Here is a 17,606-nt window from a genome sequence, read left to right as displayed (position 1 = left end):
GGTGGGGCATGAAGCGGACTGGTTTGGGGGCCCTGGCGGCCTTGCTGACGGCGGGAATGCTGCTGTCGGGATGCGGTGACAAGCAGGTGGTGGACGAGGCCCGGCAGGCCGGGCGCGCGGCCGACACCTTCCCCGCCGCGGACGAGGACTATTTCAAGGACATGGATGGCGGCTACAAGCTGACCCAGACCGAAGTCATCGGCCGCAACAACTGGATCGTGTGGACGGCCGGCAACGACCGCTTCTGGGATGTCATCACCGACACCGCCTTCGGCAACTTCGACCTGCTGAAGACCATTTCCAGCCATCCCTCCATGGCCTTCGGCCGCCACAACCGCTTCAACCAGCTGGGCCTGATGAACGAGCCCTGCTTCGTGGAACCGACGGGCCCGTCCGAGGATCAGTTCGGCCTGTGGCTGGACCAGCGGGTGAAGGACGATCCCAATTGCCCGGCCGATCCCTTCGCCAATGAGAAGAAATATCCCGGTGTGAAGATCGGTGCCCGTGGCACCACGGTCCCCGTGGGCTCCTTCTACGGCTATCCCACCGGCATCGTGGGCCTGCGCCTGTTCCCCAACCCCGCCTTCGATGAGAAGGCGAAGAAGCGCTGGGACCCGGTGCGCTATTACACCGACCCCAGCTACTACAACGACAAGACGCTGGTGCGGCCCTACCGCGTCGGCATGGCCTGCGGCTTCTGCCATGTCGGGCCCAGCCCGACCAATCCGCCGGCCGACCCGGAAAACCCGAAGTTCGAGAACATGAGCGCGGTGGTCGGCGCCCAGTATTTCTGGATCGACCGCATCTTCGGCTGGAACTACGGCAAGCCCGGCTCGCCGGAGCGCGAGAAGAACGAGCGCAACTACCTGATCCAGCTGGTGCACACCTCCCGTCCGGGGGCGCTGGACACCTCGCTGGTCTCCACCGACTACATCAACAACCCGCGCACCATGAATGCCGTCTATGGCCTTGGCGCCCGCATGAAGCTGGCCATGGAGCGGGGGCAGGAAACCCTGGGCGGCGGGGAGCTGAACAACAAGTTCCTGCCCGGTGACTTCAACGACGCCACCCGCCAGGTGCAGACGCCCCACGTGCTGAAGGACGGGTCGGACAGCGTCGGTGTCCTGGGCGCGCTGAACCGCGTCTACATCAACATTGGCCTGTTCAGCGAGGAATGGCTGCGCCATTTCAACGCCCTGTTCGGCGGCGTGCCCAACACCGCCATCCAGATTTCCGTGGGCCGCGCCAATTCCAGCTATTGGCAGGCGACGGAGGCGCAGACGCCGGCCTTGGCCGCCTACTTCCTGAACAAGGACATCCAGAAGGGCCACAAGCTGGCCGACGCGCCGGGTGGCGCCTCACTGATCGCCCTCGACTCCGCCGTCCTGGACCGGGGCAAGGAGGTGTTCGCCGAGACCTGCGCCGGCTGCCATTCCAGCAAGCAGCCGCCGGTGCCGAAGGATATCGACTTCGCCACCTGCAACGGCCCCAACTACCTGGCTTGCTGGGACAAGTATTGGGCTTGGGTGAAGTCGCCCGAGTTCAAGGAGAAGATGAAGCAGATCGTGAAGTCGCCCGATTTCCTGGACGGGAACTACCTGTCCACGGACATGCGGGTGCCGGTGACCCTGTTGCAGACCAACGCCTGCAGCCCGCTGGCCACCAACGCCATCGCCGGCAACATCTGGGACAACTTCTCCTCCGACTCTTACAAGCAGCTGCCCTCGGTCGGGACCATCAAGATCCACGACCCCTTCACGGGTGAGGAAAAGGACTACGTCATGCCGGCCGGCGGCCGCGGCTACACCCGCGTGCCCTCGCTGGTGTCCCTGTGGTCGACGGCGCCCTATCTGGTGAACAACTCGGTGGGCGAGTTCGTGAACGACCCCTCCGTCGCCGGGCGCTTGCAGTCGTTCAACAGCTCCATCCGGCAGATGCTGTGGCCCGAGCGGCGGGCCCACGACAAGTTCCTGGGCGACAAGGGCGTGTTCCTGATCGACCGCACCACCGTCAACAGCTACCTGGTCGTTCCCGGCGGCTTCCTGCCCGACTTCCTCAAGCCGCTGCTCAGCCCGCTGCACCGCTGGCTGCCCAGCATCTTCGGCGATGGCGACCTGATGGTGGGCCCCATCCCGAAGGACACGCCCGTCAACCTGCTGTCCAACACGGAACTGTACAAGGACGACGCCACCCTGGCGCAGAACCTGCCCCGCTATGTCGAGCTGTTCCAGCTGCTGAAGAAGGCGACCCACGACCTGAAGCAGTTGCCGCCCAACGCGACGGATGAGGAGGCGCGCAAGGTGTTCGCCAACCTGCGGGCGCCGCTGCTGAGCTTCAGCAAGTGCCCGGATTTCGAGGTCAACCGCGGCCACTACTTCGGCACCAGCTTCACGACCGAAACCACGGCGCTCAGCGATGCCGACAAGGAAGCGCTGATCCAGTTCCTGACGACCTTCTGATCATCCTCCGTCCACCGCCGGCCCCCAGCGCAAGGGGGCCGGCGACAGGGGCGGCAAATCCACGGCCAGGCACGGGGGATAGGCTATGGCAAACGTGAGCGACACGTCCGCTGAGTATGATTTCATCGTCGTCGGCTCGGGCGCCGGCGGCGGCACGGTGGCGGCCCGCCTGGCGGAGGCAGGGTATTCCGTGCTGGTGCTGGAGGCGGGGGGCGACCCGCGCAAGAGCCAGGGCGGCGACCCCGCCTATCCCAACGACAACCGTTTGCCGGACGATTACGACGTGCCGGTGTTCCACCCCTTCGCGTCCGAGAACACCGGCATGCGGTGGGATTTCTTCGTGCGCCACTACACCTCGCAGGCCGCGCAGACGGCGGACCCCAAATACGTGCAGGATTTCGAGGGCAAGCCCGTCAACGGCATCCTCTATCCCCGTTCCGGCACGTTGGGCGGCTGCACCGCCCACAACGCCCAGATCATCGTCTATCCCAACAATGAGGATTGGCAGTTCATCGCCGACCTCACCGGTGACGCCAGCTGGCAGCCCAGGGCCATGCGCCGCCTGTTCAACAAGCTGGAGAACTGCCATTACCGCTGGCCCTATCGCCTGCTGTATTGGCTGAGCTTCGGGCTCATCAATCCCACGGGCCACGGCTTCCGCGGCTGGCTGCACACCCAGAAGGCCATCCCCTTGCAGGCGCTCGGGGACAAGCCCCTGATCCAGGGGCTGCTGGACTGCGCCAAGGCGGTGCTGCGGCGCGAGCCCAACCCCGACCAGGGCTTCGAATGGCTGCTGGAGGGGCAGGGCGACCCCAACGACGTGCGCCTGGTGAATGCCGACGCCTTCGGCCTGCGCTACGTGCCCCTGTCCAACCACAACCACGCCCGCACCGGCACGCGCGAACGCCTGCTGGACGTGGCGGCCCGCCATCCCGACCGGCTGCACATCGAGCTGGACGCCCTGGCGACGCGGGTGCTGTTCGATGACGACAAGCGCGCCATCGGGGTGGAATACCTCAAGGGCGAACGGCTGTACGCCGCCTCCTACGAGCAGGCGCCTGGCGGGGAACGCCGCGCCGTCTACGCCAAGCGCGAGGTCATTCTGTCGGGCGGCGCCTTCAACACCCCGCAGTTGCTGATGCTGTCGGGCATCGGGCCGAAGGAGACGCTGGCCAAGTTCGACATCCCCATCCTGGTCGACCTGCCGGGCGTGGGCCGCAACATGCAGGACCGGTACGAGGTGGGCGTCGTCAATGAGATGACCGAGGATTGGGAGGTGCTGAAGGGCGCCAAGTTCGCCCCCGGCGATCCCCAGTACAAGCAGTGGAAGGACAGCCGCGAGGGTGTCTACACCACCAACGGGGCCGTGCTGGCGGTGACCAAGCGCTCCTTCCCCGAACGGCCCATGCCGGACCTGTTCTGCTTCGGCCTGCTGGGCCTTTTCCGGGGCTATTTCCCGGGATACTCGGCCCTGTTCCCGGCGCACCTCAACATGCTGACCTGGGCCATCCTGAAGGCCCACACCCTGAACCGCGGTGGCGAGGTCACCCTGCGCTCCGCCGACCCGCGCGACACCCCCTACATCAACTTCCATTACTTCGAGGAAGGCACGGACAAGGAGGGGCAGGACCTGGACAGCGTGGTGGAGGGCATCCGCTTCGTGCGCGCGGTGACGCGCAAGCTGTACGACCAGGGCATCGCCAAGCGGGAACTGCTGCCCGGACCCGAGGTCCAGACGGATGAACAGCTGAAGACCTTCGTGCGCGACCAGGCCTGGGGGCACCACGCCTCCTGCACCTGCGCCATCGGCAGCGCCACGGGGGGTGGCGTGCTGTCCAGCGACTTCCGCGTCCATGGCGTGCGGGGGCTGCGGGTGGTCGACGCCTCCGTTTTCCCGCGCATCCCCGGCTACTTCATCGTCAGCGCCGTCTACATGATCGGCGAAAAGGCGGCCGAGGTGATCATCCAGCAAACCCGCCGCACGCAGACCCGCAGCCGCTCGGCGCGGGCGTGAGAGACCAGGGGGCAAACCAATGACCAATCCGCTCAGCACCATCGAGGTCTTGCGCGCCGAGGCCAAGGAAATCCATGGCGACCACGCGCTCGACGGGGTGCAGGACGACCAGCTCAACCTGGGGCTCAACGCCCTGGAATCCACCGCCCTCTGCCTGTCGGGCGGCGGCATCCGCAGCGCCACCTTCGCCCTGGGCATCATCCAGGCGCTGGCGGCGCGGCCCCGGCCCTGCAAGGACTTCCGCCTGCCGTCCCCGGACAAGGCGCTGCTGGGGCAGTTCAACTATCTGTCCACCGTGTCGGGCGGCGGCTATATCGGCAGCTGGCTGTCGGCCTGGCTTTTCCGCCAGCCCTATGCCGATGTGCTGCCGCAGCTGAACACGCGCGGTCATGAGGTCAGCGCGGTGGAGCCGACGGCCATCGGCGACCTGCGCCGCGACAGCAACTATCTGACGCCCAAGGTGGGCCTGGTTTCCGCCGACACCTGGGCGGCGGCGGCCATGATCCTGCGCAACCTGGTGCTGAACTGGGTGCTGCTGATCCCCCTGTTCCTTCTGAGCCTGGTGGTGGTGAAGCTGGCGGCGGTGGGCGTGGCCTGGCTGCCCCATCCCTTCGGCGACCAGAAATACGGGGTGGCGCTGGCCATCCTCGCGGCCATTTCCCTGGTCCTGGTCCTCACGGGGCTGCGCTTCACCTTGCGCAGCATGCGGCTCAGCGGCACAGCCAGCGCCACCCAGGAACAGTTCCTCTGGGGCAACCTCCTGCCCATGTTCCTGGGCGGGGTCGCCTGGACCGGGGCGCTGGACACCACCATCGGCTATCAACTGCTGATCGTGACGCCGCTGGCCGACCTGCTGGTCTTCGGCGGGCTGTTCGGGGTGGTGGTCTATGGCGCCGCCCAGGTCGTCACCCTGGTGACAACGGGTGAGTTCTTCAGCGCCCTGCTGGACCTCGGCCGCTGGGCGCGGCTGAAGCATCGCACCACCTGGGGCTGGCTGGTGGCCGGCTTCGCCTATGGCGCCTTCCTGGGCTTTGGCGCCCACCTGCTGGGCTCCGGCGGCGATGCGCCCTTGCGCCTGTTGCTGCTGCTGATGTTCGCCACCCCCTGGCTGTTGCTGTCGCAACTGGTGGCGGAAACCTGCTACGTGGCCCTGACCAGCAACACGCCCCGCTCGGACGAGCAACGGGAGTGGTTCGCCCGCTCCGCCGGCTGGTACCTGGCGGTCTGCCTCGCCTGGATCGCCGGCGTGGCGCTGGCCCTGCTGGGGTCGTGGACGGCGGGGCAGGTGGAACGGGGCGCCGACGCCCTGTTCGATTGGCTGGTGGCCGGTGGCGGCGCCACGGCGGTGATCGGCTGGCTGACGGGCGCCAGCGGCCGCAGCTCGGCCCAGCCCGCCACCCAGGCGCCCAACCGCAGCCCGGTGGCCTTGCTCTACAGCGTGGTGGCCAGCCTGGCGGCGCCCCTGTTCTTCGCCCTGCTGCTGGTCGTCGGCTCCGCCGTCATCGACCTGGTGGTGCTGCGCGACTCCCTGTTCACCTACCTCATCTCCTATGGCAACTACGTGCCGCTGCCGGACAGCACCGGGTCGGTGCTGTTCCAGGGCATGGCGGAGCCGCAGGACCGCAGCATGGTGGTGCCGCTGCTGCTCATCGCCGCCGCCATCCTGGGCGCCATCGCCTGGTTCGCGTCGAAATACATCAATATCAATCGCTTTTCCCTGCACGGCCTGTACCGCAACCGGCTGGTCCGGGCCTTCCTCGGCGCTTCGCACATCGGGCGCAAGCCCGACCGCTTCACCGGCTTCGACATGGACGACAACCCGCCCATGGCGGCGCTGTGGCCCAAGGACCGGGCCCGGCGCACGGGCGACCTGTGGCGGCCTTTCCATGTGCTGACCACCACGCTGAACATCGTGTCCACCCGCAATCTGGCGTGGCAGCAGCGCAAGGCCATGCCCTTCACCATCAGCCCCCTGCACAGCGGGGCTGCGTCGCTGTGCCCCTTGCTGGACCAGCCAGGCGGCACGCTGGCGACCTACCGCGGCGCCTATCGCCCGTCCGCCAAGTACGGCGGCGCCTCGCACAGCGGACGCCAGTGGATCCTGTGGCCCTTCCTGTGGCGCAAGGCGCGCCGCCCGGTGGAGGAGGATGAGCAGAACACCGGCATCACGCTGGGTACGGCCATGGCCATTTCCGGCGCCGCCGTGAACCCCAACATGGGCTATCACTCCTCCCCCACCGTGTCCTTGCTGCTGACGCTGCTGAACGTGCGGTTGGGCTGGTGGCTGGGCAACCCGTCGCCGGTCGGCGACAAGTCCTGGTACCGCAACGGGCCGCCCACGGCCGCCCTGCCGCTGGTCAAGGACGCGTTCGGCCTGACCACCGACACGCAGCCTTATGTCAACCTGTCGGATGGCGGCCATTTCGAGAACCTGGGACTGTATGAGATGGTGCGGCGCCGCTGCCGCTACATCGTGGTCAGCGACGCCGGCTGCGACCCGACCTTCACCTACAGCGATCTGGGCGACACGGTGCGCAAGATCGGCATCGACTTCGGCATTCCCGTCCGCTTCCATGAGTTGCAGGCCATGAAGCCGCGCCCGGCCAACCCGGCGGAGGTGCTGGCCAACGTGCCCTATCACGCCATGGGCATCATCGACTACGCGGCCGCCGACGGCCCGACCGCCAAGCCGGGCATCCTGCTGTACGTCAAGGCCAGCTTCCACAACTGCGAGGAAAGCGCCGGGGTCAAGGCCTATGCCAACAGCCACCCCACCTTCCCGCACGAGTCCACCACCGATCAGTGGTTCTCCGAAAGCCAGTTTGAGAGCTATCGGTCGCTGGGCTTCGAGATCATGGACAGCATCCTGGCCGAGGCCCAGGGCTGCGCCACCGATCTCGCCACCCTGAAGCAGATCCTCGACCGCCTGGCCGAGCCCGCGCTGAGGGAGGCGTGTGACGAGTGTGATCCGCCGGTCATCGCCGGCGCGTGAGGACGCGGAGCTTGGCCATGGCCCGGGTCAGCGCACCTTGGTCTGAACGGAACAAGGTATCGCCCCTGCATCTTTAGGGGCGGGGATAGGCCGCACGGTAGGCGGGTGGCCCATCCCGGCTTCGACACTGAGCGGGGAGGCACGCCTTGGACACGCTGGAGCCGGATTCGGCGCCATCCGCAACCGCGACCGGCCCGCGCAAGCCCCGTACCATTTGGCAGTGCCTGGGCCCCGGACTGGTCACCGGCGCCTCCGACGACGACCCCAGCGGCATCGCCACCTATTCCCAGGCGGGCGCCCAGTTCGGCTATGGCTTGGCCTGGACGCTGGTGCTGACCTATCCGCTGATGGCGGCCATCCAGGAGATCAGCGCCCGCATCGGCCGGGTGACGGGCCACGGCATCGCCGGCAACCTGCGCCGGCATTACCCGCCGCTGACCATCAACGCCATCGTCTTCCTGCTGGTGGCGGCCAACGTGGTCAACATCGGCGCCGACCTGGGCGCCATGGCGGCCGCGTTGGGCCTGCTGATTGGCGGGCCGCAGTGGTTGTACGTCATCGCCTTCGGCGGGGCGTCGGCGGCCCTGCAGATCCTGGTGCCCTATTGCCGCTACGTCTCCATCCTCAAATGGCTGACCCTGTCCCTGTTCGCCTATGTCGCCACCGTGCTGGTGGTGCCCATCCCGTGGGGCGAGCTGGGGCGGGCCATCGCGCGGCCGCACATCGCCTGGACCTCTCCCGATTATCTTGTGGCGGTGGTGGCCGTCTTCGGCACCACCATCAGCCCTTACCTGTTCTTCTGGCAGGCCGACCAGGAGGTGGAGGAGGAAAAGGACGACCCCGCCGCCCAACCCTTGAAAAAGGCGCCGGAGCAGGGGCCGGAGGAACTGCGGCGCATCCGCCTCGACACCTACATCGGCATGCTGCTGTCCAACGGTGTGGCCCTGTTCATCATCATCACCACGGCCGCCACCCTGCACACCCACGGCGTCACCGACATCCAAACCTCGTCGCAGGCGGCGGAAGCGTTGCGGCCCATCGCCGGCACCTTCGCCTTCGCCATCTTCGCCCTGGGCATCATCGGCACCGGCCTGCTGGCCCTGCCGGTGCTGGCGGGCTCCGCGGCCTATGCGCTGGGGGAGGCGCGGCGCTGGCCGGTGGGCCTGGCGCGGCCCTGGAACAAGGCTAAGGCCTTCTACGGCGCCATCCTGGCCGCCATGGCTGTGGGTTCGGTCATGAATGTCATCGACATGGACCCGGTGAAGGCCCTGTTCTGGAGCGCCGTGGTCAACGGCCTGGTCGCGGTGCCGGTCATCGTCATGATGATGCGTATGGCGACCAAGCGCGAGATCATGGGCGACTTCGTCCTGCCGCCGGCCTTGCGCGCCCTGGGCTGGGCCTGTATGGCCGCGATGGCGGTGGTCGACACCGCCATGGTGGTCACCTGGGTGATGTGATCGCCGCCGCCATGATTGCCGCCCGGGGAGTCGCCGCGTGGGCGGCGACTCCCCGGGGCGCAGCAAGACGGCGGGGTCCACGGGCGGTCCCAGGGCGTCGACCAGATCACAGAAATAGCGGTGGCCGCCCCACAGCTCATGGCTGCCAACCACGTACAGCCGCTCCCGCGCCCGGGTGATGGCCACGTTCAACAGATTGGGCTGTGACGATGCCCAGGTGAAGGCGCCTGGGCTGTCCGGGTTGCCGCCCAGGACCAAGATGACGACGTCGGCCTCCTTGCCCTGAAAGGTATGGACGGTGCCGACATGTTTCTCCGCCCACTCCTCCGCGTCCGGCAGGGTGCCGCTGCGGGCTTGGGATCGCAACCCTTCGACCACCGTTCGGAAGGGCGAGATGGCGAAGATGGACTGCTGCGGCTGGTCGCGTCGGATGCGGGCCACGAGATCCAGCGCGACCGCGCCCTGCGCCGCGATGTAGTGCCCGTTCGTCGCTGCTCCCGCCACGTCAACCCAGGCGCTGTCGCCCAGGGGGGCGGGGAACCCCTCACGTTTGCCGCGGCCCCAGACCATCAGATCGTTATAGGCAATGGCGTTGGCCACGCGGAACATGGGGTCGTCACAACGGCGATGCACCCGCAAGGGACTGCCGACCCACATGCCCTTGGTTTCGTCGTTGGGATTGTCCTGGGCGCCGCCGGTGGCGGCGTCGCCACCCAGATAGGCGCCGATAGGGTTGGCCAAGTCCGCCAGCCGCTGGGCGGACACGTCGCCGGGCAGAAAGCCGGGCGGCAGGCCCGCCCGATTGGCCATCATGGTCAGGGCTTTGCGCGGCACCGTCACCACTGGTTCGATCTGCAGCGGATCACCGATGATCACCGACCGTCGTGCCCGCCACAGGGCGCCCAGCACCGCTTGCGGGGGCGCTTGGCCCGCCTCGTCCACGAACAGCCAGCCTAGGCTTTCCCGGCCCAGGCCGGCGAACAGGCGTCCGCATGAGGCGAAGGTGGTGGAAACCAGGGGCACGACCAGGAACAGGGAGGTCCAGGCATCCCCCAGATATTCCAATGTCTCTGGCGGCTGCGTTTGCTTCAGGATGTCGAGGAACAAACCCAGATTGGTCCGCATCTGCGTCCAGGCGGCAAACAGGAAGGCGCGGTGCAGGCGGAGCGCGGCCAGGAACAGCTGCGTGCGGCTATCCCGCAGGGCGGCGTGCATCCAGGGTGAGGATTTCTGCTGTTCCGCTGTTGACCGTGCCCGGAAACGATCATCCACGCAGGCGACCTCCCCGGGAATCTGAGCGAGCAGGGCGGCCAGTTTGGCCTCCCGCGCCTGCACGGCCTTCAGGGCGGTCTGGCATTCTCGGAGATCGATTTCCGCCACCTGCCGCCGTTGCAGGGCTGCCTGCGCATCGGCCTCGGCCTCGGCAACGCTGATCTCGTAACTGGCCAGCGCCTGCATCGCCGCTTGGCTTGCCTCCTCGGCGTCGCGGAGAAAGCGGCCAGGGGCTTGCGGCGCCATCAGCTCGACCACCCGCCGTGCCATGCTATGGCGGCGTTCGGTCAGAGTGTCCAGCTGGGCTGTCGCCTCCGCCAAGGCGTCGGCCTCTTGTTCGGCCGCCCTTTTCAGCCAGGCGACGGAGGCCGTCGCCATGGCCAGCCGTTCCCCTTCATGTATGATGGCCGCGGCCATGGCATCGCGCCGGGCGTACCATTCCTGCCGGGCGCCGGTGTTAATGAACAGAATCCAGGCCTTGGGGGCGCGCCCCAGTTCCAGCGCCTGTATCTCCTTTCGCAGATTCAGCGCCGCCTGTGCCACCGCCGCGTCGCTCTCCGCTTTCCGCAGCCCCTCCCGCGCCTTGAGAATGGTCTGTTCTCCGGCTTGCAAGGCTTGACGGGCGGCCGTTTCCCGCTGCTGGGCGGCCAGGGCCTCGGCGTAGGCATCCAGTACCGCCCGCAGGGCCGGTGCGGCTGCGGCCAGGGCCGCCCGCTTGTCCCGCAGCGTTGCGGTCGCCTGCTGGTCCTGGGCCTCGGCATCGGCCAGCCGGTGCCGGACTGCGGCGACGGCCTCTTCCGCCTGTTGGCACGCCGCCCGCAGCGCCGGCAGTTCCTCCGCCTGGTCCGCCCAAGTGGTGAGTTCCGCCTTCAGTGCCTCGAACAGGACCAGCTTTTCCTTGAAGTTCCGCTGGGCCTCGGTGAATTCCTCCGCCGCGCGGGCGGTGCCCCGCCTACCGATCAGTTCCGGCAGTCCGGTAAAGCCAATCCGCTTGGCGGTCGCCTTCCGACCCCACCAGAACCGTGAGGCGAAAGTGTTGCGGTTGCGGGTATTGCCCAGCACGGCGCTCATCAAGGCCCAGGCGGGTTCGCCGTCGGCGGGGGTGTCGGTGGACGTGTCGGTGAGGGGAACGGTGCTTTCATCCCCCTCTTCCAGGGCCGCCTCCAGGTCCGACGGCTCGATGGGCATCAGCAGGTTGGTTGCGATTTCGGCCAGGGGGTCCGCAGCGCCCGTCTCGGCATTGGCGGCGGCCAGCCACGAGCCGTCCACTTCCTTGGCGGCCGGCAGCTCCCGCGAGATGTTCTCCACGGCGCCGTTATTGGCCGAGGCGACAACGATCTCAAAGCCCTTCAGCGCGTCGATGACGGGATGGACGTAGATCTTGTCCGCCAACCGGACCCTCGGGGCGAAGGCGTCTCGCGCTTTCGGCAGCTCGGCCAGTACCTGGGCCCGTTGGACCACGATGCCAGCCACCAAGTCCCGCAACATCGTGGTCTTGCCGGTTCCCGGCGGGCCGTTGACCGAGAAAAGGCCGCTCTCAGCCGCCAGGCGGTCGAACACGGCGTTGACCGCCATCTGTTGGGCATAGACCAGGGTGTGGCCACCCTTGGCGGGCCAGGTTCCGCCTGGCAGAAGACCAGGGTGCAGCAGGCGTTCGGCATGGCTGGGGTTGGCGATGACATCACGCCGGACGCCGTCGGGCGGCTTTTCCAGCGGCGCGCGCAGATAATGCTCCAACCCCGCCCCGATGTTCCAGTCATCCAGGGCGAGCCGCACCCGCGCCAGGTCGTCCAACAGGAAGCTGTTGAGCATATCGGGGCTTACGGGCTTGCGCTTCTTACCGGGCTTGGTGCGTCGCTTGACCGTGTGGGTCCTGGCGATGTCCCATTGGCCGCTGGGTCGCCACCCGAAATGGTCCAGCAGGCCCTGCGCCACCGCGCGTGCCGTCGCAAGGGTAAGCGGAACCCGGGGGGTGTCGTCCGCAGGACCCGCATCCTCGGCATCGGCCTCATCCTCCGCCCCGTCGCCGTTCCCCGCCAGTAGGCTCTCCAGCCTATCGCGGGCCGCATCGGCGATCACATCGAAGGATCCCAGTTCCGGCAATCCTTGGCGCCTGTCGGCCTTGGCGACGCCGCCCATGGCCCAAGGCAGGGCCGCCAGCTCCAGATAGCGGGCCGGCACCTCGGGCATGCCCCGGCCGGCTGCGGCGGCTTCGCGGCGCAGGGTATCCCGCTTGTCGGCATTGAGGTCAAAGAGGTGGCCACTGCCGTCGATGACAGCGGCGGCAAAGGCGATATGCCCCTTGGGCGCCCGACCACCCCGATCCTCCAGCGGTTCTTCGAAGACTGCGAAGATGTCCTTCTGAACCTGCGGGGCGGGGTAAATCCCGAAATAGACGATGTGGAACCAGTCGACCTGATAGCCGTCCTTGTCCAGAAGGGGCCGACCATCCTGGTCCAGGATGGGATGGTATTTCTGATTCAGCCAGGGCCACTGGTCGTCGTTGGTGATGTCGCGCACCAGACCCTTGGCCGATGGGGCCGGCAGTTCGTTGATGTTGAAGCATTCAACGATACGCCAATACTCGACAGCACGGCGGATGGTGGCACGCATCGCAGCGTTGGGAGTGGGGGCTTCGGCGGGCGTGGGACGGCGGCTCATCCCATGATGGCTATGGGATTTGGGGCGGCATGTCTACCCATGGCATGTGGTGCCCAGATTTTTCCAATCAGCGCGGGTGAGCTCACCGCCCTCGCCCCGCCGTCAATGCGTTGCCAGCTTCAGCCCGGCGATGCCGGCCACGATCAGGCCAATGCAGGCCAGGCGCAGGGCGGTCGCCGGCTCATTGAACAGGACGATGCCGGCGATGACCGTGCCTAGGGTGCCGATTCCCGTCCACACCGCGTAGGCCGTGCCCAGTGGCAGGGTGCGTAGGGCCAGGCCCAGCATGCCGAGGCTGACGCCCATGGCGGCGAGGGTGAGGACGGACGGGATGAGGCGGGTGAAGCCCTCGGTGTATTTCAGGCCCACGGCCCAGCCCACTTCGGACAGGCCGGCCATCAGCAACCATAGCCAAGCCACGGGGGTTCTCCGGTGTGTGAAGGGGCGGGGGTGTCCCCGGTTGGGAAAGCATGGCGGCCCGTAACCGGAATGCCAAGATTATAAAAAAGAGAAAGACTTTATTGGCGCATGTCTCTTTAATTGAGTTCTTGGGATGGGGAGGGACGGCCATGACCGATGGGACGAACGCGGAGGGGACCGGTGCGGCGCCGGCCGCGATGGATGCGCGCGACCACCAGCGGTGGGATGAATGGCAGGAAGACCTGCGCATCATGCTGAGCTACGCCGCCGGCCGGGGCCTGGCGCTGGAGCGGGCGGTAGTCGACACGGCGGTGCGCGTCACCGCCATCCCGCCGGAGCGCTTGAGCCTGGAAGATAAGCAGGAGCTTTGGGTGGCCTACCAGGCACTGTCGGTGGTGATTGCACCAGCCACCAGCGCCAGCCTGCGTCATCTGCGGGAGTTTCGGCGCGACATGGGCCTGGCCGGCTGGTGGCGCTCGCTGACGCGGGCGGGCCTGGTGCAACGGACCATCCGCAGCGGCGTCGCCTGGCTGGTGGGCGTGGCGCTGGTGACGGCCATCGTGCAGATACACGCCGTCAACGGCACCAACCTCCTGACCCAGACCGGCGTGCGCAAGCTGCTGTTCATCGAGGGCGCGGTGGCGCAGCGGCCCATGGACGATACGGCCGCCGCTGGCGGCGGTCCCACCCAGCCGGCGGCCGAGGAGCCCCTGGTCCAGCTGCGGCGGCATGCTGCGGCGCAGTTGCTGGCGCCGTGGATCTGTCATCCGCTGTCCCGCGTCGTCACGCTCAGCTTCGACGCCCATGGCTATTGCCAGCGGCGGGAGACGGCGCCGTCGGCAGGTTCCCTGCCGGCACCTGTGGTGGCCTCCCCGGAGGATGCCGACACCATCCTGCTGCACACGGTGGAACTGGCCTGGAGCGCCGGCACGGCGCTGACCCTCTACGTCCTGCCGGCCCTGTTCGGCCTGCTGGGCGCCTGCGCCTATATCGCGCGGGTGCTGACGGACGCGGTGGTCAACGCCTCCCTCCTGCCGCAGCTGGGTTTTCGCATGGTGCTGCGCCGGGCGCTGGGCCTGACCCTGGGGCTGTCCACCGGACTTTTCTACAAGAGCGTGGTCGCCACCATCGAACCCACGGCCTCGGCCCAAATCTCGCTGCTGGGCGCCGCCTTCCTCGCGGGCTATAGCGTGGAGGCGGTGTTCACCATGTTCGATTCCGCGGTCGACAAGTTGCGCGACGTGTTCAAGACGCGCGACACCGCCCCGCGCCCTGCCGCCCTTGGGTCCGCTACTCTTGTGCCCGCCGCCCATCGGCAGGCGGCCCCCAAGGTGGCGGAGGGTTGAGCCGGACTTAGGCGGAGGGGGCCGCCACGGCGGGCAGTGGCAGGTGGATGCCGCATTCCGTCTTGCCCAGACCGGCCCAGCGGCCGGACCGTCCGTCCTCGCCCGCGGCGACGCGGTCGGTGCAGGGCATGCAGCCGATGGACAGATAGCCGTCGGCCTCCAGCGGATGGTGGGGCAAGTCGTGGCGGTCCATGTAGGCCACCAAATCGTCGCGGCCCCAGTCCGCCAGGGGATTGATCTTCAGCCGGCCCTCGGTGGCCTCGATGATCACCAGGTCGGCGCGGGTGGCGGCCTGGAAGCGCTTGCGGCCGGTGATCCAGGCGCCAAAGCCCTCCAGCGCGCGGTTTAGCGGCTCCACCTTGCGGAAGCGGCAGCAGGCGTCCGGGTTGGCGCGCCACAACAGGCCGTCGGCGTCGCGGGCGGCCTCATCCTCGGGCAGCGGCTTGATCTCCCGGGCATCGGTCAGGCCCAGCTTGGCCACCAGCTCCCGGCGATAGCGCAGGGTCTCGCCGAACAGCTTGCCGGTGTTCAGGAAAAGGACGGGCGTGGCCGGGTCGATCGCCGCCACCATGTGCAGCAGCACGGCGGACTCCGCCCCGAAGGAAGAGACCAGCGCGATCTCGCCCTTCAGTTCCCGCGTCAGCAGGGGTTCCAGCAGCGCCGGGCCCGTCAGGCCGGCGTAGGTCCGGGCCAAATCGGCCGCCCGGTCGCCCACCCCGGTCACGCCGCGTGCTCCGTCGTCTTGTGGCGCGCCAGGCGCGCCATGGACAGGGGCCCGGCCACCGACACCTGATAGGCGGTGTCGATCTCCGTCAGGGCGTGCGCCCACAGGGCGGGGTCGCGGCCTTCCGGGATTTCCACCTGGTTGACGCCGCACCGGGTCAGGAACAGGTACTGGTCCGGCAGGGTGTGGCCGGTGGCGCGGATGACGCCGCGATAGCCCAAATGCTCCCGCAGTTCACGCGCGATGGTGAAGCCGCGGCCATCGCGGAACTTGGGGAAGTCCAGCGCCACCAGGGCGAAATCCGCCAAATGGTCCGCGATGTCCTTGGGGTGCTGGTTGCTGGCGAGCCAGACGCCCAGGCCGCCATTGCGACCCGCCAGGCTGGCGCGGTCCTTGTGGAACCGGGCGAGGCTGACGATGACGGGCACGTCCGCCGCCGGCAGGGCGTCGTCGTCACCCAGGCGCACCCAGGCGTCGTCGACCAGTTTCCCGGAGTCAATGAGAGGCATAGACCTTGTCCTTGAACGGGGTGTGACCGATGCGGGCCAGGGTGTCGAGGAAGCGTTCCCCATCCTGGCGCTGTTCCAGATAAATGCCGACCACGGACTCGATGGCGTCCACCGTCTCATCCGCCGACAGGGCCGGGCCCATGATGTCGCCGATGGCGCCCACCTCGGCCGCCGAGCCGCCCAGCGTCAACTGGTAGGCCTCCACACCCTTCTTATCGACACCCAGGATGCCGATGTGGCCGACATGATGATGGCCGCAGGCGTTGATGCAGCCGCTGATCTTGATCTTCAGCTCGCCGATGTCGTGCTGCCGGTCCAGGTCGGCGAAGCGCTCGGAAATGCGCTGGGCCAGGGGAATGGAGCGGGCGTTGGCCAGGGCGCAGTAGTCCAGGCCGGGGCAGGCGATGATGTCGGTGATCAGGCCGGAATTGGCCTCGCCGAAGCCGATGGCCGACAGCGCCCGCCACAGGGCGGGCAGGTCGTCCTGGCGGACATGGGCCAGCACCAGGTTCTGCTCATGCGTCACGCGGATTTCGCCGAAGCTGTAGCGGTCGGCCAGGTCGGCGATCGTGTCCATCTGGTCCGCCGAGACATCGCCCGGGATGCCGCCCGCCGGCTTCAGGGTGATGGTGGCGATGGCGTAGCCGGGTTGCCGGTGGGCGGCGACGTTGGTGCGGACCCAGCGGTTGAAGGCTTGGTCCTCCAGCCGCGTGCGGGCCAGGACGCCGGAGATGGGCTCCAGCGCCTCGTACGGCTGGCTGGCGAAGCGGGCGCGGATGCCGTCGATGATGGCCGGTTCCAGTCGGTATTCGGCCACCGGCATGCGGGCGAACTCGGCCTCCACCTCGTCGCGGAAGGTGTCGATGCCCAGTTCATGCACCAGGATCTTGATGCGCGCCTTATAGATGTTGTCGCGCCGGCCATAGGCGTTGTAGACGCGCAGCACCGCCTCGAGATAGGCGATCAGCTGATCTTCCGGCAGCCAGTCACGCAGCTTCTTGGCGATGAAGGGGGTACGGCCCAGGCCACCGCCGACATAGACCTCGAAGCCAACTTTACCCTCCACGTCGCGCTTGGCGATCAGCCCCACATCGTGGATGCAGATGGCGGCGCGGTCGGCGCTGCTGCCGGTGATGGCGATTTTGAACTTGCGCGGCAGGAACGAGAATTCGGGGTGCAGCGTCGACCATTGGCGCAGCACTTCGGCATAGTGGCGCGGGTCCACCACCTCGTCGCTGGCGACACCGGCGAACTGGTCCGAGGTCACGTTGCGGATGCAGTTGCCGCTGGTCTGGATGGCGTGCAGATCCACCTCCGCCAGCAGATCCAGGATGGCCGGCACGTCCACCAGCTTGATCCAGTTGAACTGCAGGTTCTGACGGGTGGTGAAGTGGCCGAAGCCCTTGTCGTACTGCCGGGCGATGCGGCCGAACTGGCGCACCTGGCGGCTGGTCAGCACGCCATAGGGCACGGCGACGCGCAGCATGTAGGCGTGCAGCTGCAGGTACAGGCCGTTCATCAGGCGCAGCGGCTTGAACTCGTCCTCCGTCAGCTCACCGGCCAGGCGGCGGGCCACCTGGCGGCGGAACTGCTCCACCCGTTGCTTCAGGAAATCGCGGTCCACCTGGTCGTAGTGGTAGATGCCGGCGTGGCTGGGCAGGCCGTTGGCGGGTGGGTCGATCTGGCGGGCGGCGGCGGTGGGGCTCATGACGGCAAGCTCGATGTGGTCTTTATTCATGCGGTAAGGAGGGG

Annotated in this window: 9 protein-coding genes and 1 pseudogene; 5 read left to right on the top strand and 5 right to left on the bottom strand. The window is 67.7% G+C overall.

Annotated features, from left to right (window positions below; translation table 11 throughout):
* Positions 1-8 precede the first annotated feature (8 nt).
* The 4 genes from UCD39_RS02510 (at position 9) to UCD39_RS02495 (ending at position 8,922) form a co-directional block, all read left to right on the top strand.
* Entirely contained in the window at positions 9-2,459 is a 2,451-nt protein-coding gene (locus tag UCD39_RS02510; RefSeq protein WP_330494554.1) for a hypothetical protein, read from the top strand.
* Positions 2,460-2,553: 94 nt separating this feature from the next.
* A complete protein-coding gene (locus UCD39_RS02505; protein ID WP_330494553.1) occupies positions 2,554-4,473 on the top strand; it encodes a GMC family oxidoreductase in 1,920 nt (639 codons plus the stop codon).
* A gap of 19 nt (positions 4,474-4,492) precedes the next feature.
* Positions 4,493-7,465, top strand: a complete 2,973-nt coding sequence (locus tag UCD39_RS02500; protein ID WP_330494552.1) for a hypothetical protein — start codon at positions 4,493-4,495, stop codon at positions 7,463-7,465.
* A gap of 146 nt (positions 7,466-7,611) precedes the next feature.
* Positions 7,612-8,922, top strand: a complete 1,311-nt coding sequence (locus tag UCD39_RS02495) for an NRAMP family divalent metal transporter (protein ID WP_503629719.1) — start codon at positions 7,612-7,614, stop codon at positions 8,920-8,922.
* Positions 8,923-9,072: 150 nt separating this feature from the next.
* Here UCD39_RS02495 and UCD39_RS02490 read toward each other — a convergent pair.
* Positions 9,073-9,492 (bottom strand): annotated as a pseudogene (locus UCD39_RS02490) (AAA domain-containing protein); the annotation flags it as partial.
* Between the two features lie 3,465 nt (positions 9,493-12,957).
* Entirely contained in the window at positions 12,958-13,275 is a 318-nt protein-coding gene (sugE, locus tag UCD39_RS02485; protein ID WP_330494551.1) for a quaternary ammonium compound efflux SMR transporter SugE, read from the bottom strand.
* Positions 13,276-13,424: 149 nt separating this feature from the next.
* Between sugE and UCD39_RS02480 the strand changes: the two genes are divergently transcribed.
* Positions 13,425-14,621: a hypothetical protein gene (locus tag UCD39_RS02480; protein WP_330494550.1), complete on the top strand. Its 1,197-nt coding sequence runs from the start codon at positions 13,425-13,427 to the stop codon at positions 14,619-14,621.
* A gap of 7 nt (positions 14,622-14,628) precedes the next feature.
* Here UCD39_RS02480 and UCD39_RS02475 read toward each other — a convergent pair whose 3' ends face one another.
* The 3 genes from UCD39_RS02475 to UCD39_RS02465 are packed head-to-tail and all read right to left on the bottom strand — an operon-like array spanning position 14,629 to position 17,562.
* Complete coding sequence (locus UCD39_RS02475) at positions 14,629-15,336, bottom strand: phosphoadenylyl-sulfate reductase (protein WP_442943588.1); 708 nt, start codon at positions 15,334-15,336, stop codon at positions 14,629-14,631.
* A 5-nt stretch (positions 15,337-15,341) separates the two neighbouring features.
* Positions 15,342-15,854 (bottom strand): DUF934 domain-containing protein, encoded by a 513-nt coding sequence (locus UCD39_RS02470; protein WP_330494548.1) that lies wholly within the window; start codon positions 15,852-15,854, stop codon positions 15,342-15,344.
* Positions 15,841-17,562, bottom strand: coding sequence for a nitrite/sulfite reductase (locus UCD39_RS02465; RefSeq protein WP_330494547.1), 1,722 nt, complete (start codon positions 17,560-17,562; stop codon positions 15,841-15,843). Before UCD39_RS02465 ends, UCD39_RS02470 begins: the two co-directional genes overlap by 14 nt.
* Between the last annotated feature and the right edge of the window lie 44 nt (positions 17,563-17,606).

Origin of the sequence: Nitrospirillum karajorum, assembly GCF_036348415.1 — a bacterium.
In the GTDB taxonomy this organism is placed as follows: Bacteria; Pseudomonadota; Alphaproteobacteria; order Azospirillales; family Azospirillaceae; genus Nitrospirillum; species Nitrospirillum amazonense_B.
This window is presented reverse-complemented; position numbering and strand designations above follow the sequence as displayed.

What these genes read in the sequence shown, in the direction of transcription:
- UCD39_RS02500 (WP_330494552.1), top strand. Translation starts at nt 4,493, where the DNA reads ATGACCAATCCGCTCAGCACCATCGAGGTCTTGCGCGCCGAGGCCAAG.
- UCD39_RS02470 (WP_330494548.1), bottom strand. Translation starts at nt 15,854, where the DNA reads ATGCCTCTCATTGACTCCGGGAAACTGGTCGACGACGCCTGGGTGCGC.
- UCD39_RS02480 (WP_330494550.1), top strand. Translation starts at nt 13,425, where the DNA reads ATGACCGATGGGACGAACGCGGAGGGGACCGGTGCGGCGCCGGCCGCG.
- UCD39_RS02465 (WP_330494547.1), bottom strand. Translation starts at nt 17,562, where the DNA reads ATGAGCCCCACCGCCGCCGCCCGCCAGATCGACCCACCCGCCAACGGC.
- UCD39_RS02510 (WP_330494554.1), top strand. Translation starts at nt 9, where the DNA reads ATGAAGCGGACTGGTTTGGGGGCCCTGGCGGCCTTGCTGACGGCGGGA.